This is a genomic window from uncultured Virgibacillus sp. (genome assembly GCF_947495635.1).
Lineage (GTDB): Bacteria > Bacillota > Bacilli > Bacillales > Amphibacillaceae > Virgibacillus > Virgibacillus salarius.
Genome location: NZ_CANMAB010000010.1, coordinates 26,334 through 43,487, shown reverse-complemented (window position 1 = coordinate 43,487; position 17,154 = coordinate 26,334). Strand labels below are relative to the sequence as shown.

The following is a 17,154-nucleotide window of genomic DNA, read 5'->3' as shown; positions in this document are numbered from 1 at the left end:
CTAAGGGGAGGATGAGGTATTTGGTTGAGAGGTCAATTAAGGTGGAACTGACAACTGGCTTACAAGCGAGACCTGCAGCAGAATTTGTACAGGAGGCTAACCGATATACATCTCATATATTTCTTGAGAAAAATGGTAAAAAAGTGAATGCAAAGAGTATCATGGGCTTGATGAGCTTAGCGATAACTACTGGAGAACAGATTACGTTGATCGCAGAAGGAGCAGATGAAGAAGCAGCATTGTCACAACTTACTTCCTTTGTTGCCAAAAAGTAATAAAAAATCCCTTTCTTTTTGTGAAAGGGATTTTTTGAATAAAACTATTCTGGTTTACGTTCCATTATTTTATCAATCAGACCATACTCAACAGATTTATGAGCTGACATAAAATTATCGCGATCTGTATCTCGCTCGATAACATCTATTGGTTGACCAGTACGCTCTGAAAGAATTTCATTAATTTTTTCACGCATTTGGATGATTCTACGTGCGTGAATTTCAATGTCTGTAGCTTGGCCTTGTGTCCCTCCAAGCGGTTGGTGAATCATAACTTCACTGTTTGGTAATGCAAAGCGTTTCCCTTTTTCACCTGCTGCAAGTAAGAATGCACCCATAGATGCTGCCATCCCTGTGCAGATTGTGGAGACGTCAGATTTAATAAATTGCATGGTATCATATATAGCCATACCAGCAGTGATAGATCCACCTGGTGAATTAATGTATAACGAGATATCTTTTCCTGGATCCTCTGCTTCAAGGAATAGTAATTGTGCTACAATGGAATTTGCCACATTATCATCGATGGCACTCCCTAGCATAATGATACGATCTTTTAGTAAGCGTGAGTAAATATCGTAGGCACGCTCTCCACGATTTGTTTGTTCAATAACTGTAGGTATTAAATTCATGTAAAATCCTCCCTTATCTATTCGAATATCCATTAGATCGGATATATTTATCATAACTAATAGGTCAAAAAAGGTCAAACAAAAAGTTTAACTCGTAACCAATGAAAATACACTTCCATCATTCCCATAATTGTCAAAAATAAACCTATGATAACTAAAAATACTTGTGTAACTACTAATATGACGTTATAATATTCTATGTGTCTTAATTAGTGAATAGTACATGCGCCCGTAGCTCAGGGGATAGAGCAACGGTTTCCGGTACCGTGAGTCGGGGGTTCGAATCCCTCCGGGCGCGTAATTATGATCGTAGAAGAAGATAATAAAATAAGTAATAAAACACGTATAAATCTTGAAGTATCAAGATTTATACGTGTTTTTTGTTTGCAATATTTTTTGCAATTTTTTCAGTTAGAAACAGATTAAGATTTAAATGAAGTCAATTTCATTAACCATCCAGCCTATTAAATATAGAATAATTTATATGTTAATAGTGGAATACAGTTGATTTTCACTACAGCCGGACGAGTGCAGTCCGCGGAAGCCTTGTCTTTTTAATTCCTGCGTGTGTCTTAGTTGCACATGTATTCAAGCAAGCGTAGTTACCTTTAATCTTAATAAGTAGAAGCTGTGTCATACCTTCACGAACGATTGTCCTTGTATTTTTGCGAATAAACCGGGGATAATCTACAAAAATTAAGATCATTACTCGAAAATGGAGTTGGATCATATGTCGAATAGAAGTCAAATACCTCGAGAAGAAGGAATAGATCATACTTTAAGTCTTATAAGAGAAGGATATAGGTATATCTTAAATAGACGTCAAATTTTTAGTTGTGATATTTTCGAGACAAGGCTAGTTGGAAAAAAAGCGATTTGCATGGGAGGTAAAGAAGCAGCAGAAATATTTTATGACAACGAGAAATTTAAAAGAAAAGATGCAGCTCCTAATCGGGCAGTACAAACATTATTCGGTAAGAATGGAGTTCAGGCTTTAGATGGACAAGCCCATAGACAACGTAAGGAAATGTTTATGTCGATCATGTCTTCCAATGAACTGGACAGATTGACTGGAATTATAAGAAAACAATGGAAGTTAGCGGTAGATAAATGGGTGCAAATGGATAAGGTTATTTTTTATGAAGAAGTTAAGGAAATTATGTGCAGAACAGCCTGCGAATGGATAAGTATACCCGTGTCAGCAAATAAAGTAAAAGGGGTAACGAAAGATTTAGGGGCAATGTTCGAGTCAGTAGCAGCTATTGGCCCCACCCATTGGCTAGGAAGGAATGCTAGAAATCGTATAGAAAAGTGGGTAGGGAAACTCGTTGAAGAGATTCGTGATGGAAAAGTGAATGTATCTGAAAATAGTATTTTGTACAAATTTATTAGGTATCACGATCCATATGGGAATTCTCTTGATACAGATACAGTTGCTGTAGAAGTGATTAATATCTTACGGCCACTTGTAGCGATTGCTATATTCATCAATTTTATTGCTTTAACAGTTTATCATTATCCAAACGAAACGAAGAAGCTTGAAAGGAGTGATGAGAAATATTCTCTGAAGTTCATACAAGAAGTTCGGCGATTCTATCCATTTTTTCCTTTTGTCGCCGGACTGGTAAAAAACGATTTCATTTGGAAAGGGTATAAATTTGAAGAAGGTACGTTAACCTTACTAGATCTTTATGGTACCAATCACGATCCAAACATTTGGGAGAACCCTGATGTGTTCAACCCTGATCGGTTTACTACATGGGATGGTGGCTTATTTGACTTTATTCCACAAGGTGGGGGAGATTATTTTATGGGGCATCGGTGTGCTGGTGAGTGGGTGACCATAGAGATAATGAAAGTAAGCCTTGATTATCTAGTAAATCGAATAAACTATGATGTTCCTGATCAAGATTTAAGTTTTAGTATGGTTAGCATGCCAAGTATTCCCCGTAGTAAAATGGTGATAAAAAACATTAGCAAGAGAGAATAAATCCATTTTCTATTCTAATTGCGGTTATAGTGAGAGGCTATGTATAGAGGGCGAACAGTCAATTAATGGTTAATTGTCTCCTATTGAGATATGAAATATGCGGATTAATGGGTGGAATGAGAAGTAAAAAGGAATCCTCATTCCACAACCTTTTGTAAGTAGATTTTAAAAATGGTTTAATTTCGCTTTTTTTATCTTTGGCCATCTGGATTTTGGAACATACTTTATCATTGTTTCAAATAGGGAACCCCATTGCAGTTCCGTTAAAGATGCAACTGGAGTTTCATTATTTATTTGAAGATTTCTTTTTAAATGCTTCATTTGCGGTGGTGTAAATATACCTTTTAATGCAATCTCGATAGTATATTGTGGATGTTTAAGTGCATAATCAGCTAGTCCCCAGAAGATTAAATAATCGCTAATAGGTACAATCGGTTTCGCCTTTCTATTTATTTTAATCACAGCGGAATCAACTTTTGGTGGCGGGGAAAAATTTCTCCTAGAAATTCCTTTAACATACTGAATATCAAACCACATTTTCCAAGCGATCACATATGATTCCTTCACAAAATTTGAGGTAAATCTTTTAGCTACACCATTTTCCATTACAATAACCCCACTTTGAAAACCGCTTGAAGGTTTATTAAGAAACATTTTCATAATCGGCGTTGTAATAGCATATGGAATATTCGAAACAACTACAAATGGCTCTTGAGGTAATGAAATACGTAATATGTCTTGCTTTATGATTATAGTGTTTTTCATTTCAAGTTGTTTTAATTTCTTTATGAAGTTTGAATCGTATTCTATAGCGAGAACCTTTCTTGCTCGGGAGCTTAAAATACTAGTAATTGCTCCTTTTCCAGCTCCTAAATCTAATACAAGGTCGCTTTTTGAAATACGAGCAATATTTACAATATCATTTATTAAACGCTTATTGTGAATGAAATGCTTCCCACTGAAATTTGATGGAGTTCCAGTAGACGATTTTTTATGCTGATATCTCTTCCTGCTTCTTGCCATGATTTAACAGTCCTTTCTTAAAATATTTGCATTCGGCTCTGAATGCAAAAAAGCCACAGACATAGGCGTCTGTAGCTTCCAGTAAACGGAATGCATCATTATGCAGAATGAGATATTGTAAAAAAACTAATCAGCACAAAATGAGCCTTCTTATTTAAAGAGCTAAAGCAATTTCTCATATAAATAAAAAGGAGAGATTGTATAATCAGTCCTTCCTCTCATTTTATTAATAAAATATAGTAATGAAGATTGTTAAAAATGAGCAGATTTATCCCGCTTACTCTGTAGCAAAACAGAGCCTTCGAACGTATTAAATTACCAGTTCAAAGTACGGATAATAATAATTCCACCCATAATTTTTTAACAACCCTCCTTCGTTTAGTTTACACTAGAATTCATTTATATTATAAATACTGCTAAAGTGTACGTCAATAAAAATTATACTTGCTACTCAACGTAGTAATAGTTAAACGATAATTTGAGTAACTCACCATAAAACTTTCGTTCGGATTTATAATTCTTATTTAAAAATATAGTTGTTACATTATCTGTCAATTCATCCTTCACATCAAATTATTTTCCATACATATATCTCTCTAATACTCTTCTTGTTTATCCCGCATATAATTGGCAGTTAGTCTCCAATACCAGTAATAAAGTGAACCCAATATGGATAAGGGGGGCGACTGCCGGTAAATTGTCCGATTGGTTCAAAGAACTTTAGATCATATCCCTCTGGTACTAACAATCCGTAGGTGATAAACCACCCCCCAACTGATTGAAAAAATTCGCTTTGTCGGAAATTAATGCTTAAACATCTACATTACTTGTTAAATTACGAATAAGAGCAGGAATTTGTTAATCAGTGTCGTAATATATAGAATAAGTGATTTACTTCTGTAAATTTAATTTACGAATGAAAATAGTAATGGTTTTAGCTAATGTTTACACCTTCTTCGCATATATATAAGTACGAGCTCCATTATTTTTGTTTTGTGGATTCTTTAATCTTATTGTACAGGGGGTGAGAGACATGGATAGAGGTACGCTTATTCGCACGATTGTCTTAGTATTAGCTTTAATTAACCAATTTCTCATTGCAGCAGATTTGAACCCAATACCTGGTACGCACGAACTTTGGGGTGAAATTATTTCGATGATTTTTACGGTGTGTGCCAGTGTGTGGGCATGGTTTAAAAATAATTATGTAACAGTAAAAGGAAAGAAGCAAAAAGAAGTATTGCAGGCGAATAACTTAATTAATTAAGTTATAAGTGGCAGGGAAAAAACACAACTTCTTTACTCAAAATATGAATAATCATGTTATCAATAGGAGTACCATCGCTGCACCATGAAACTATACGTGCTTTCCGCGGGCATGGCCACTCAGCTCACTTGGTAAAGGAAAACATGTTACCAAGTGGATCTTCGAACTCGTGCTGTTCCCGCTGGATAAGCAAGGCTTCGGAAGCAATACATCGCACGTAGAAAATGCATTCTTCTTTTTCAAGGAGTCTCGCATATTTCAGGTGCTAAATTAATTATTCTAAGAACAAAAGCACAAGCGTCCGATTAGAAACGTAGCGTCTGGAACGAGTCAGAGATAAAGGAAACAAAGGTGAGCTTGTGAGCCGATGATTACTTAGCTTAGGGCGATACGCGAAGTAGTTTCGTTTCTGGTCGCTCTTAACACGACCCATATTTATCTTTGTCATTCCCTATACCATTAAAAAACGAACGATCATTAATTTAAACTAATAATCGTTCGTTTTTTTATTAACCCCATTTTTGTTTTAGTTAAAATAGGAGAAGCAGGTTTTGGGTATCCTATAAAAGGGTGATAAACATGAAAGCAAATGATATGGAAAGCAAACGCTTTGATAAAGCACTTGATGAATTTATTGATTTGTTTAATAATCTGGAAGCGGACACACCGATCATACAATTTGGTCAAGACGTCATTAAAAATATAGAATTAGCAAAACAGAAATATGGTGACGAGGCAATAGATGAAAAAATAAATGCAGTTGTTCGTGAAATGCTGTCCTGGCTAGATTTAGAAGCTGATGCTAAAGCAGAAGAGAATGCTAAAAAAGACGACGAAGATTAACAGGTAGAATGAACCTTTCGCACCATGTAAGTTTTAACGAACTGGAGTGAATGAAATGAAGCCATAGAGTAAGTTTTTTTCTATACATAAATATATTGCCCTATTTTCAAGCAAAAATAGGATTAGATATTATTTTTTGTTACAATGGTATTGTACAATAAGGCTTTCATGGGTGGCGGTTTCACTCCCTGACTGATGAACAGGAGAGGGGGGTGATGCCTATGACAGTGTTCGAAGCACTTGTGCTAATGATCTCGTTTGGTTCATTGGTTGTTGCTTTACTGTCACAAAAAAAATAACCACCCATAAGCCTGGCAAGCATAGTGGGTAGTTATTTTCTATAAACTGTGTGAGCCGCCCCCTTGAAGGGCTATTGTACATGGCCGTTGGTGTACCAGCACCAGCGGTCTTTATTAAAGTTTTTTCTAAGTCTAGATCAAATGCTTTTTTATTTTATTCATATTATCTATTTTTATTATACCCGATTAGCACAAATATGCAAACCTTCAGTTAGTTATTTTGTGGTTCATAAATGTCCCAAGCTGTTTTAAGTGATTTAACAATGTAAGCCGCTGCATCCTCAATCATTAATTGATCAGTTGCAACAGCCGAATGGTGATCTTGATAAATTGATTTCCGTTCTTCAAATAGTGCTTTAATTTCCTTTAAGCTTTTGCCTTGCAAAACAGGTCTACTGTCTATGAGTAAGCTAATTCTTTCTTGCCACGACTCCCACGATAAATCTAAATAAAATACGATACATTCTTCCAGACAGACATTTCTTATTTCCTCCTGAAGAAAGGCACCACCGCCTAGAGAAATAATTTTTAGTTTTTGCTTGCAAAGTTTTTGTAAGATTTCTTTCTCTTTATGTCTAAAGACTTTTTCACCATAAGTCTGGAATATCTCAGAAGCAGGCATATGAAACGCTGCTTCAATTTCTTTATCTGCATCAATAAAATCTCGGTAAAGCATTTTTGCCACTTCTTTACCAATAGATGTTTTTCCAACACCCATGAATCCAATTAATGCTATACTTTTTTGTCGTAATGGTGTTTCGTTCGTGCTCATAAGTAACCTCTTTCTTCACAGGAATGTTTCCCTAATTATAAGCGAAATAGTATACACATGCACGTTAATTGAAATAATCTCATATTGGCAATGATTGCTGTAACGATTATAATGAGTAGATAAGTTGCTAGGGAGAGGATAAATGATGAATATCGTATCCGTAAAGGATATCCTTATTGGTAAAGGTATTCCGAAGGTGATTATCCCTTTAATGGGTGTTAATTTACATGAGTTAAAGTCTGAACTCAATGAGGTAAAGAAAGAAAACCCGGATATTATTGAATGGCGTGTTGATGCTTTAAAAGAGGCGGAAAGTATCGAAGCGGTCATTTACGTACTCTCAGAATTACATAAAGAAATGGATGGCATACCACTACTCTTTACATTTCGTTCCTATAAAGAGGGTGGAATGAAAAATTTGAATACATCCGTATATATAAATTTGTTAAGCACAGCAATCGAATCGGGATATCTTGATTTAATTGATCTTGAATTGTTTACAGGCACCATTGAGATTAAACGTTTGGTGGAAAAGGCAAAGAGGAACCAAGTTGTAGTAATTATGTCTAATCATGATTTTGAAGGTACGCCGACGAATGAAGAGATGACTAATCGCTTGATTTCGATGGAAAACGCTGGAGCAGACATCGTTAAGATTGCTGTTATGCCTAATAGCATATCGGATGTTCTCCGGTTGTTAACTGTTGCGGAAACTATAAAAACTACTGCAAAGCAGCCATATATAACTATTGCGATGGGAAAAAAAGGAATATTGAGTAGAATAGCAGGCGAATTCGTAGGTTCTGCAGCAACCTTTGGCTCAGGAAAGCATGCCTCTGCACCAGGACAAATCGCTGCTGAAGAGTTGAAATATTTAATGGAGAGACTACACTATCATTCCAACTGCTGAACACATTTTTTAGCAGTTGGAATTTTAGGCTGAAAGAAATACCCACAACGAAAAAACACCCGCACGAGATATAAAGTTTTACAAAAATTCTACGTTGCATGTTCTAATGATTAAATAAAGTGAAAATTCAATCATAGGGGGTTAGTTTATCTCCAATGATAGTTCGTACCGCGGTATGACCTAAAGGCTCTTAACCCGGACATTTACTGTCAGTTATATACGGAATAAAGCCTATCACTGCAATAAAGAGGTAATAATTACGTTTTTCTTTCTAATAATCGTAAACCAATAGTCAAAGGGAAATGAGGAATGTGTTATGGCAACATTAACGTCTGAGTATAAAGATGAAATTTTTGAAACCGTTTTCGAAAATGCCTATCATTGCTTTGTAGTAGTGGATGATCAAGGCTTGGTTACTTATATGAATAATAGCTATTGTCGTTTTCTAGAGCTGGATAAGCAGGAAGTTATCGGTAAACATGTAGCGGATGTTATAGAAAATACAAGGATGCATATTGTTGTACAAACTGGTAAGGAAGAAATAGCAGATTTACAGTATATTCGTGGTAATCACATGATTGCTAATCGAATTCCGGTTCGTTCTGAAGGCAGGATAGTCGGTGCAGTTGGAACCGTTCTGTATCGTGATACGAAAGAATGGATGCTGATGAACAGTCATATTAAAGATTTATTACTTGAAATTGAACATTATCGGAATCAATTAAAGGAGCAGCATGGCATTACCTATTCACTTCATGATATAGCTGGTAGTTCCAAGCAGATGAGTGAGTTAAAGGAAAAAATAAAAAAGGTTTCACCTGGTGATGTATCTGTTTTACTTCGAGGCGAAAGTGGTACAGGGAAGGAACTATTTGCTCATAGTATTCATCATCTAAGTGAGAGGAATACAAAACCATTTGTTAAAGTAAATTGTGCAGCGATTCCAGAACATTTAATTGAATCAGAGTTATTTGGTTATAAAGAAGGAGCTTTTACTGGAGCAAAAAGAGGGGGGAAACTAGGAAAGTTCCAATTAGCAGATGGGGGGACGTTATTTTTAGATGAAATAGGGGATATGCCATTATCCGCACAAGTAAAAATTTTAAGAGTGCTTCAAGAAGGCGAAATAGAATCAATAGGATCAGAAGCTCCTAAAAAGGTTGACGTAAGAATCATTGCTGCGACAAATCAACCATTGGAACAGCTAATAAAAAAGCAATTGTTTCGAGAGGATTTGTTCTACCGAATTAATGTTGTACAAGTTTTTATACCACCCCTACGTGAAAGGCCTGATGATATTCGAATAATTACAAAGTTTATTTTGCATAAAGTAAGAGCAAGGACAGGAAAACGAGTAATGGATATTGATCCAGCAGCAATGACGCAGCTGACCTATTATAGTTGGCCCGGAAATATTCGTGAATTAGAAAATGTCATTGAATCTGCAGTGCATCTAACCAACGATGAAACAATAACTGTTGCTGATTTACCAGATCGTATGCATCCACCCGCAAATATAGAGAAGCGGACAGGGAATTTAAAAGAAATTCTAGAACTAACCGAAAAGAAAACAATTCAACATGCAATGAAAGAAAGCAAAGGAGACAAAGAAAGGGCAATGCAGATCCTAGGAATTAAAAAATCAAGTTTTTATGAAAAACTTAGAAAGTATGGGCTTTCCTAGCTTCCGGCATTTCGGAATGTGTTCCATAAACTTGGAATCATGTGTAGATGGTAAATAGAAGTAAGGGTTTGCAAATGAATACTAATAATAAATACCCCGTTTTCCATAAACATGGAATCGGGGTATTTATTTATGCCGTTTCTACTAATAAAAGATAATATGGAATGCTATTTATACAAAGGATTGGCGGGTTAAGGAGAAACTTATCGAAAAATTCGTAAGGGTTGGCATGTTATTTGCATAATAATTGTGAAAGGAGTGCAGAGAATGAAAAAAATATATCAATCATTTTTAGAAGCGATAAATAGTATGGAAGATGGAGCAACTATTATGGTAGGGGGGTTCGGTTTAGTAGGAATACCAGAAAATCTTATTTTGGCTTTAGTTGAAACAAATGTAAAACATTTAACCGTAATTTCTAATAATTGTGGTATTGATGATTGGGGCTTAGGCTTATTACTAAAAAATAAGCAAATTGATAAGATGATTGGATCCTATGTAGGTGAAAATAAGGAATTCGAACGTCAGGTATTAACAGGAGAATTAGAAGTAGAACTAGTTCCTCAAGGGACGTTAGCTGAAAGAATTCGAGCAGGTGGAGCCGGGATACCAGCTTTCTATACGCCAGCTGGTGTGGGTACAGCAATAGCTAAGGGGAAGGAAGTACGTCAATTTGCTGGCAAGGATTATTTACTTGAGACCTCACTAAAAGCTGATTATAGTCTCATTCGAGCAGCAATAGGGGATAAAGATGGTAATTTGCAATATGCGAAAACGGCACAAAATTTCAATCCAATGATGGCTGCTGCTGGAAGTATTACCATTGCGGAAGTAGAACAGATAGTGGAAACAGGAATGATAAGCCCGGCTTCTGTTCATACACCTGGTATTTATGTGAATCGATTAATTCAAGGGAAACAGGAAAAGCGAATAGAGCGGTTAACAATAAAACAAGAAGCGTAGTAAAAGGGAGGAAATAATGGTGTTAAAGCAAGTAAGTAAAGTAAACGTAAGAGAAAATATGGCAATAAGAGCTGAGCGTGAAATTGTAAGCGGTTCCTATGTTAATCTAGGAATTGGTATGCCAACAATGGTTGCCAATTATATTCAAGCCGACAAAAAGGTTGTTCTCCAATCGGAAAATGGTCTGCTTGGCATTGGCAGATCTCCTTATGCAAATGAGGTTGATCCAGATTTAATTAATGCCGGAAAAGAGACTGTGACCGCCATAACAGGAGCTTCATATTTCAGTAGTGCGGAGTCGTTCGCTATGATACGTGGTGAACATCTGGATCTAGCAATTTTAGGTGGGATGGAGGTTTCTGAATCGGGCGATTTAGCAAATTGGATGATCCCAGGAAAAATGATTAAAGGAATGGGGGGAGCAATGGATATTGTACATGGTGCCAAAAAAATAGTTATCATTATGGACCATGTAACGAAGGACGGACACCCCAAAATAGTAAAAGCGTGTCAATTACCGTTAACTGGAAAACAGGTCGTTGATCGAATCATTACGGATCGAGCAGTAATTGATGTAACGAGCAGTGGTCTGATTCTTCAAGAAATTGCTAGGGGATGGACAGTTGAAAAAGTAATTGCGTCTACTGGAGCTGAACTTAGCGTAAGTAACCAATTAGTAGAAGCAGCATTTTAACAAAAATGAACAGGAGGAACTATTGATGGTCGAAAATAAGGTTGTTTTTATAACTGGTGCAGCAAGTGGCATTGGCTATGAAATTGGTGTTGAATTTTTGAAAAATAAAGCTTTCGTAGTTTTTACGGATATAAATGAAGAAAAAGTTAAACAATCAGTAAATCATTGGCAAGAAAAAGGCTATAACTGTTTAGGAATTCAATGTGATGTTACAAATGAGGAGCAACTAAAAGAGGCTATCGATCAAACAGTAGATCACTATGGAAAACTAGATGTACTTATTAATAATGCTGGATTACAGCATGTGGCTTCCATTGAGGAATTCCCAACGGAGAAATTCGAGTTTATGACAAAGGTCATGTTAGTCGCTCCGTTTACTGCAACAAAGTATGCTTTCCCAATCATGAAAAAGCAGGGTAGTGGACGTATTATTAACATGTCTTCGATAAACGGAGTAATCGGTTTTGCTGGAAAGGCTGCATATAATAGCTCTAAACATGGGTTGATTGGTTTAACAAAGGTAGCTGCCTTAGAGGGTGCAGCGGATGGAATCACCGTAAATGCAGTTTGTCCTGGTTATGTGGATACACCATTAGTTCGTAATCAAATGGAAGGTTTAGCAAAAAATCGTAATGTTTCTCTAGAAAAAGTACTAGAGGAGGTTATTTATCCATTGGTTCCTCAGAAACGATTATTATCTGTCCAGGAAATTGCTGACTATACCGTTTTTCTTGCTAGCGATAAAGCAAAAGGTGTAACAGGTCAGGCAATCATTATAGATGGCGGCTATACAGCTCAATAATGGGTAAGGAGTGAAAAATAGATGGAGAATGTATATATTTTAGAAGGAGCACGGACCCCATTTGGTACATTTGGGGGAGGGTTGAAGGATGTAGATCCTACAGAACTTGGCGTAATTGTTAGTAAAGAAGCTATTCAGCGAAGTCAGATTGATGCGAAACAGATTGATTTTACAGTTATGGGAAATGTGATTTATTCTGCAAAGAATGCCCCTTACTTATCAAGGCATATTGCATTAGATACGGGAGTACCTATTGAAAGTCCTTCATTAACGGTGAATCGACTATGTGGATCTGGTCTCCAGGCTGTCATTAATGCGGCGCAGTCTATTCAATTAAAAGAAGGACAGGTGGCATTAGCTGGTGGCGTGGAAAATATGAGCTTAGCCCCTCATGCACTAAGAGGAAGTAGGTTTGGTACAAAATTAGGAACGCCGAAGATGGATGACATGTTGTGGTCCGCATTGACCGATGAGTACATTGGAGCTGGTATGGGCGTGACGGCTGAAAATTTGGCGGAGAAATATCACATTTCTCGAAGTGAACAAGATGAGTACGCCTATCAAAGTCATCAACGGGCGAGTAAAGCTAGACGTGATGGTAAATTTAGTGAAGAAATTGTAGGGGTAGAAGTGAAGTCTAAGAAGGGTTCCCTATGGATCGAATCAGATGAACATATCCGAGAAGATACAACAATCGAACGTTTGTCAACGTTAAAGACTTCATTTAAAAATGAGGGTACTGTTACCGGTGGGAATGCAAGTGGTATAAATGATGGTGCTGCTGCAGTCATTTTAGCTGGAGAGCAGTTCATTAACGAACAGCAACTTAAACCAATTGCTAGGATTATGTCATGGGGGGTGGCTGGAGTTGATCCATCTATCATGGGAATTGGTCCAGTACCTGCGATGAAAAAGGCTTTAGATAATGCAAACATGAGTCTACAAGATATCGATTTAATTGAAGTGAATGAAGCTTTTGCATCACAGTATCTTGCTGTAGAGAAGGAAATGGGATTGGATCGTGCTAAAGTAAATGTTAACGGCGGTGCAATTGCTTTAGGACATCCAATTGGCGCGAGTGGTACGAGGGTTTTATATACACTTATTAAAGAGTTGAAGCGTAGAGGGCAAACATATGGCATGGCTTCATTATGTATTGGTGGTGGCCAAGGGATAGCCATGATCGTTGAAGTAATCTAATATCAAAATGATATGGGGGGATTTTTCATGATTGGAATCATACTGGGGCTGATTGTATTAATGGTGCTTGCCTATTTAGGCTGGTCTATTATTTGGGTAGCTCCAATAGCTGCTGGGGTTGTGGCACTAACTGGAGGACTCGACTTGCTAGATGCCTATAAAGATACATATATGGGGGGATTCGTATCTTTTGCTAAGCAGTGGTTTCCGGTATTTATGTTAGGAGCTATCTTTGGGAAGTTAATGGAAGATACAGGAATGGCTAAATCTGTTGCAGTAGCTTTAACAAAGATTATTGGTACGAAGCGAGCAATATTGGGGGTATTAGTATCGTCGGCAGTTCTAACATATGGTGGAGTAAGCTTATTTGTTGTTGTATTTGCTGTATATCCATTAGCATTAACGCTATTTCGGGAAGCGAATATTAGTAGAAGGTTAATCCCAGCGACGGTTGCTTTAGGAGCTTTTACTTTTACCATGACTGCACTGCCGGGTACGCCTCAGATACAGAATTTAATTCCGATGGAATACTTTCATACAAGTGCAGTCGCTGCACCAATAATGGGAATTATTGCAGCTATTGTTATGGGCGGTGGTGGTTATTTTTATCTGAGCTGGCGAGAAAAGAAATTAACTGCTAACGGTGAAACGTTTTCAGAACCGACAGAACAAAATGTTGAAGATAGAGAGGAATCGACACCAAATTTCCTGTTATCGTTACTTCCATTATTAACGGTATTGCTTACCTTGAATTTATTGAAATGGGATATCGTCATCGCGTTGATATCCGGCATTATCTTAATACTATTGCTTAATGTTCATAAAACGAAGTATTTCATAAAAGCTATCAATAGTGGAGCGGTCGGATCGGTTACAGCTATTATTAATACAAGTGCAGCAGTAGGCTTTGGAACGGTGGTAAAGGTGGTTCCTGGTTTTGAAAAGCTTACTCAAATACTAATGGGTATTAAAGGAAATCCACTAATATCTGAAGCAGTTGCAGTAAATATATTAGCAGGAGCCACAGGTTCCGCTTCAGGTGGAATGGGAATTGCCTTAGAGGCATTAGGTTCAAAATACTATGATATAGCCATGAATACAGGAATATCACCAGAGGCATTTCATCGTATTGCGTCACTTTCATCAGGTGGCCTCGATGCATTACCGCATAATGGTGCAGTATTAACATTGTTAACTATAACTGGAATGTCTCATAAAGACAGCTATAAAGATATTTTCGTAGTGGCAGTTCTTATACCAGTTATATCTGTTATCATAGCTATTATCCTAGCTTCGATTGGATTAATCTAGAAACAGAGCGAGTACGGTTATTCGAAATACTGTACTTGCTCTACTTATTTTCTACTTTCTTTATTTTAATTAGAGGTGCTTGTACTACTCTCTTTTTATATAAAAAAGCAATGCCATTTAAAATACATGCAGGTATCTTCTTAGGAGTGTACTTTTTAAAATACATGGTGGAGAGGGCTAATTTAATGTCATCCCATTGAGAGTCATATGTAGTTTGTCGAAAACGGGCTACGTCAATTAATTTAATCGTTCCCTCTGACGTTAGCATAATATTCCGTAAGTGAATATCAGAAGGATTTAAACCTAATCGTTTAACGGAATGTAAGGCTTCGTCCACCTTTTTAATATTCAATTCCGTAAGTGGAATTCCTTTCAGTAAACAGTCATATAATGTGTATCCACTAATATAATCGATTAATAGATAGTTATTACCAGCTTCATATAAAGAAGGGAAAAAATTGTTCCCTTCCAACAAAGCATATATTTTGGCCTCTTCTAACGCAATATGTTCAAACACAGGAGGAAATATTTTGAGGGCCATTGAGGTGGATTTAATCTTAAAAACCACAGCACTTCTTCCAATTCCGATGATTTCTAATGAAGGATCTTTCTTAGCAATTATAAACTGTGGTTTGGCAGATATAATTTCTACACTATCGACTAACTCAATAACAGATTGCACATGTACCGCTCCTCCCTATATCTATTCTTATTATAATTATAAAGAAAAAGAACGATTATTTCTGCTTTTAAGACTCATTCAGTTTTCTGTCTGTTCTCTAAGCGCGAGTTGATATGGGAGGAGTACTTGTGCTTTTATTATAAATATTGATAAAATTATTGCTACTGACTAAATGAAAGAGGTGTAGGTATGAAATTAGTCAATTACTGCATAAAGGGAAAAGAAGAATCGCGAATTGGCTGTGTATTAGATAACTACGTATTGGATGTACAGAATGCATATCGGCAATTGCTAAGTTCACATGAAAAGAAAGGTATAATAGCGAATTTAGAAAAATATCTTCCTAGTGATGCATCTCATTTTTTCGCAATCGGTTCATCAGCAATTGAGCGAGCATATGAAGCAGTTCAATACAATCTTGAAAAAGAAGAAGGAGAAAACAGAATCCCTCTAGATGATGTCAGATTAAAAACACCTATTGAAAAACCCAGTAAGATCATCTGTGTAGGCAAAAACTACGCGAATCATGTAGAGGAAATGAAAGGTGAAATGCCCGAGTATCCAGTAATATTTGCAAAGTATAATAATGCTTTAATTGGACCAGAGGATGTAATCGAAAAACCTGCCTTTACAAGCGAGCTTGATTATGAGGTTGAACTTGCAGTTGTAATTGGGAAAAAGGCTTCTAAAGTTCTCAAGGATGACGCACTGAATTATGTTGCGGGTTATGCGATAGCTAATGATACAACAGCTCGAGATCTTCAGAAGCGAACACCCCAATGGTTACAAGGTAAGACATTAGATCGTAGCACACCAATCGGACCATGGATCGTAACAACGGAAGAATTAAAAGATCCATCTAATCTATCAATTCGTTCATTTGTAAATGGGGAAGAACGCCAATCTGCAAACACTAATCAGCTAATTTTTGATGTTCCATTTTTAATACAATTTATTTCGAGATTAATAACCTTATACCCAGGAGATATTATTATGACAGGTACACCGGATGGCGTTGGGTTTGCTAGGGAACCAGCACAATTTTTACATGATGGTGATGTAGTAAAAGTAGAAATTGAAGCTATTGGCCAGATGGAAAATAAGATAAGGGAATAAGTTATAGCAATTATTGGAGAAAGTCCAAGTTCGTCTGTATCTATCTACTTCAGACGATTGGGGCTTTTTTGTTTTTACTACTACTGACTCGAATACAAATAGAATAAAACAATGTAAATGTTTCTATTTCAAAAGCGCTCATTTCTATAAAAATATCGAATATTCTAAATTAACTTATTATTATTTTTGCATCAAATTCGTTGTTTATATTCTCTTTTTATAATCCGTGTGAAGGAAAGTGGTGTGAAATTACCTAAATATCCAGATATTTAATCAAAATTAACCTATTACTTTTAGCCTAATTTATAATAAATTTTTAAAATAGATTGAATATTTATTAAAGTTAGTATACTATTTGAGTATTGAAAAATAGGGTTATGTTTTATCCCGCATATAACTGGCAGTAAGCCCCCACTTCAAGCGATAAAGTGAAATGAATATGGATAAGTGTGTGGTCGACTGCCAGTAAATGTCCGATTGGTTCACCTAACCATCCGTGGGGATAAACAAACTCCCCCACGGATGGAAGTTTCACTTTATCCCGCATATAACTGGCAGTAAGCCCCCCACTTCAAGCGATAAAGTGAAATGAATATGGATAAGTGTGTGGTCGACTGCCAGTAAATGTCCGATTGGTTCACCTAACCATCCGTGGGAGATAAACACACTCCCCCACGGATGGAAGTTTCAC

At 36.6% G+C, this 17,154-nt stretch carries 18 protein-coding genes and 1 tRNA gene; 14 read left to right on the top strand and 5 right to left on the bottom strand.

Annotated features, from left to right (window positions below):
* The first annotated feature begins 20 nt into the window (after positions 1 to 20).
* The gene (locus Q1A47_RS04035) at positions 21 to 275 is read left to right on the top strand and encodes an HPr family phosphocarrier protein (protein ID WP_026681656.1); all 255 of its coding nucleotides are present in this window, start codon (positions 21 to 23) and stop codon (positions 273 to 275) included.
* A gap of 44 nt (positions 276 to 319) precedes the next feature.
* On the opposite strand, the gene clpP is transcribed toward Q1A47_RS04035, so the two are convergent.
* A complete protein-coding gene (clpP, locus tag Q1A47_RS04030; protein ID WP_026681655.1) occupies positions 320 to 907 on the bottom strand; it encodes an ATP-dependent Clp endopeptidase proteolytic subunit ClpP in 588 nt (195 codons plus the stop codon).
* 225 nt (positions 908 to 1,132) lie between these two features.
* On the opposite strand from clpP, the gene Q1A47_RS04025 reads away from it, so the two are divergent.
* Positions 1,133 to 1,205 (top strand) — tRNA-Arg (locus Q1A47_RS04025).
* Between the two features lie 432 nt (positions 1,206 to 1,637).
* Positions 1,638 to 2,897 carry a cytochrome P450 gene (locus tag Q1A47_RS04020; protein ID WP_166530205.1) on the top strand — a complete coding sequence of 420 codons (1,260 nt, stop codon included), beginning with the start codon at positions 1,638 to 1,640 and terminating at the stop codon, positions 2,895 to 2,897.
* Positions 2,898 to 3,062: 165 nt separating this feature from the next.
* Here Q1A47_RS04020 and erm read toward each other — a convergent pair whose 3' ends face one another.
* Positions 3,063 to 3,920, bottom strand: a complete 858-nt coding sequence (gene erm / locus Q1A47_RS04015) for a 23S ribosomal RNA methyltransferase Erm (RefSeq protein ID WP_166530206.1) — start codon at positions 3,918 to 3,920, stop codon at positions 3,063 to 3,065.
* Between the two features lie 1,033 nt (positions 3,921 to 4,953).
* Between erm and Q1A47_RS04010 the strand changes: the two genes are divergently transcribed.
* From Q1A47_RS04010 to Q1A47_RS20850, 3 genes are all read left to right on the top strand, one after another.
* On the top strand, positions 4,954 to 5,187 hold the full coding sequence (locus tag Q1A47_RS04010; protein WP_026681652.1) for a phage holin: 234 nt from the start codon (positions 4,954 to 4,956) through the stop codon (positions 5,185 to 5,187).
* A 579-nt stretch (positions 5,188 to 5,766) separates the two neighbouring features.
* Positions 5,767 to 6,030, top strand: a complete 264-nt coding sequence (locus tag Q1A47_RS04005) for a hypothetical protein (RefSeq protein WP_051388336.1) — start codon at positions 5,767 to 5,769, stop codon at positions 6,028 to 6,030.
* Between the two features lie 215 nt (positions 6,031 to 6,245).
* A complete protein-coding gene (locus tag Q1A47_RS20850) occupies positions 6,246 to 6,329 on the top strand; it encodes a putative holin-like toxin (protein ID WP_220096165.1) in 84 nt (27 codons plus the stop codon).
* Positions 6,330 to 6,540: 211 nt separating this feature from the next.
* Here Q1A47_RS20850 and Q1A47_RS04000 read toward each other — a convergent pair whose 3' ends face one another.
* Entirely contained in the window at positions 6,541 to 7,101 is a 561-nt protein-coding gene (locus Q1A47_RS04000; protein WP_026681651.1) for a shikimate kinase, read from the bottom strand.
* 142 nt (positions 7,102 to 7,243) lie between these two features.
* Here Q1A47_RS04000 and aroD point away from each other — a divergent pair, with 142 nt between their 5' ends.
* The 7 genes from aroD to Q1A47_RS03965 all read left to right on the top strand — a co-directional run bounded on the left by aroD (position 7,244) and on the right by Q1A47_RS03965 (position 14,665).
* On the top strand, positions 7,244 to 8,011 hold the full coding sequence (aroD, locus tag Q1A47_RS03995; RefSeq protein WP_246484663.1) for a type I 3-dehydroquinate dehydratase: 768 nt from the start codon (positions 7,244 to 7,246) through the stop codon (positions 8,009 to 8,011).
* A 316-nt stretch (positions 8,012 to 8,327) separates the two neighbouring features.
* Positions 8,328 to 9,695, top strand: coding sequence for a sigma-54-dependent Fis family transcriptional regulator (locus Q1A47_RS03990; RefSeq protein ID WP_166530207.1), 1,368 nt, complete (start codon positions 8,328 to 8,330; stop codon positions 9,693 to 9,695).
* Positions 9,696 to 9,962: 267 nt separating this feature from the next.
* The gene (locus Q1A47_RS03985; protein ID WP_026681648.1) at positions 9,963 to 10,658 is read left to right on the top strand and encodes a CoA transferase subunit A; all 696 of its coding nucleotides are present in this window, start codon (positions 9,963 to 9,965) and stop codon (positions 10,656 to 10,658) included.
* Positions 10,659 to 10,674: 16 nt separating this feature from the next.
* Positions 10,675 to 11,352, top strand: a complete 678-nt coding sequence (locus Q1A47_RS03980) for a 3-oxoacid CoA-transferase subunit B (protein WP_034679183.1) — start codon at positions 10,675 to 10,677, stop codon at positions 11,350 to 11,352.
* A 25-nt stretch (positions 11,353 to 11,377) separates the two neighbouring features.
* Entirely contained in the window at positions 11,378 to 12,154 is a 777-nt protein-coding gene (locus tag Q1A47_RS03975) for a 3-hydroxybutyrate dehydrogenase (protein ID WP_026681646.1), read from the top strand.
* A 21-nt stretch (positions 12,155 to 12,175) separates the two neighbouring features.
* Complete coding sequence (locus tag Q1A47_RS03970; RefSeq protein WP_166530208.1) at positions 12,176 to 13,354, top strand: acetyl-CoA C-acetyltransferase; 1,179 nt, start codon at positions 12,176 to 12,178, stop codon at positions 13,352 to 13,354.
* A gap of 27 nt (positions 13,355 to 13,381) precedes the next feature.
* A complete protein-coding gene (locus Q1A47_RS03965; protein WP_166530209.1) occupies positions 13,382 to 14,665 on the top strand; it encodes a GntP family permease in 1,284 nt (427 codons plus the stop codon).
* 40 nt (positions 14,666 to 14,705) lie between these two features.
* Here the strand turns inward: Q1A47_RS03965 and Q1A47_RS03960 are convergent, their stop codons facing one another.
* The gene (locus tag Q1A47_RS03960) at positions 14,706 to 15,347 is read right to left on the bottom strand and encodes a serine/threonine protein kinase (protein ID WP_026681643.1); all 642 of its coding nucleotides are present in this window, start codon (positions 15,345 to 15,347) and stop codon (positions 14,706 to 14,708) included.
* Between the two features lie 189 nt (positions 15,348 to 15,536).
* Here Q1A47_RS03960 and Q1A47_RS03955 point away from each other — a divergent pair, with 189 nt between their 5' ends.
* Positions 15,537 to 16,463 carry a fumarylacetoacetate hydrolase family protein gene (locus Q1A47_RS03955; protein WP_121605650.1) on the top strand — a complete coding sequence of 309 codons (927 nt, stop codon included), beginning with the start codon at positions 15,537 to 15,539 and terminating at the stop codon, positions 16,461 to 16,463.
* Positions 16,464 to 16,845: 382 nt separating this feature from the next.
* Here the strand turns inward: Q1A47_RS03955 and Q1A47_RS03950 are convergent, their stop codons facing one another.
* Entirely contained in the window at positions 16,846 to 16,983 is a 138-nt protein-coding gene (locus tag Q1A47_RS03950) for a hypothetical protein (protein ID WP_299630728.1), read from the bottom strand.
* Between the last annotated feature and the right edge of the window lie 171 nt (positions 16,984 to 17,154).

What these genes read in the sequence shown, in the direction of transcription:
- clpP (WP_026681655.1), bottom strand. Translation starts at nt 907, where the DNA reads ATGAATTTAATACCTACAGTTATTGAACAAACAAATCGTGGAGAGCGT.
- Q1A47_RS04020 (WP_166530205.1), top strand. Translation starts at nt 1,638, where the DNA reads ATGTCGAATAGAAGTCAAATACCTCGAGAAGAAGGAATAGATCATACT.
- erm (WP_166530206.1), bottom strand. Translation starts at nt 3,920, where the DNA reads ATGGCAAGAAGCAGGAAGAGATATCAGCATAAAAAATCGTCTACTGGA.
- Q1A47_RS04010 (WP_026681652.1), top strand. Translation starts at nt 4,954, where the DNA reads ATGGATAGAGGTACGCTTATTCGCACGATTGTCTTAGTATTAGCTTTA.
- Q1A47_RS04005 (WP_051388336.1), top strand. Translation starts at nt 5,767, where the DNA reads ATGAAAGCAAATGATATGGAAAGCAAACGCTTTGATAAAGCACTTGAT.
- Q1A47_RS20850 (WP_220096165.1), top strand. Translation starts at nt 6,246, where the DNA reads ATGCCTATGACAGTGTTCGAAGCACTTGTGCTAATGATCTCGTTTGGT.
- Q1A47_RS04000 (WP_026681651.1), bottom strand. Translation starts at nt 7,101, where the DNA reads ATGAGCACGAACGAAACACCATTACGACAAAAAAGTATAGCATTAATT.
- aroD (WP_246484663.1), top strand. Translation starts at nt 7,244, where the DNA reads ATGATGAATATCGTATCCGTAAAGGATATCCTTATTGGTAAAGGTATT.
- Q1A47_RS03990 (WP_166530207.1), top strand. Translation starts at nt 8,328, where the DNA reads ATGGCAACATTAACGTCTGAGTATAAAGATGAAATTTTTGAAACCGTT.
- Q1A47_RS03985 (WP_026681648.1), top strand. Translation starts at nt 9,963, where the DNA reads ATGAAAAAAATATATCAATCATTTTTAGAAGCGATAAATAGTATGGAA.
- Q1A47_RS03980 (WP_034679183.1), top strand. Translation starts at nt 10,675, where the DNA reads ATGGTGTTAAAGCAAGTAAGTAAAGTAAACGTAAGAGAAAATATGGCA.
- Q1A47_RS03975 (WP_026681646.1), top strand. Translation starts at nt 11,378, where the DNA reads ATGGTCGAAAATAAGGTTGTTTTTATAACTGGTGCAGCAAGTGGCATT.
- Q1A47_RS03970 (WP_166530208.1), top strand. Translation starts at nt 12,176, where the DNA reads ATGGAGAATGTATATATTTTAGAAGGAGCACGGACCCCATTTGGTACA.
- Q1A47_RS03965 (WP_166530209.1), top strand. Translation starts at nt 13,382, where the DNA reads ATGATTGGAATCATACTGGGGCTGATTGTATTAATGGTGCTTGCCTAT.
- Q1A47_RS03955 (WP_121605650.1), top strand. Translation starts at nt 15,537, where the DNA reads ATGAAATTAGTCAATTACTGCATAAAGGGAAAAGAAGAATCGCGAATT.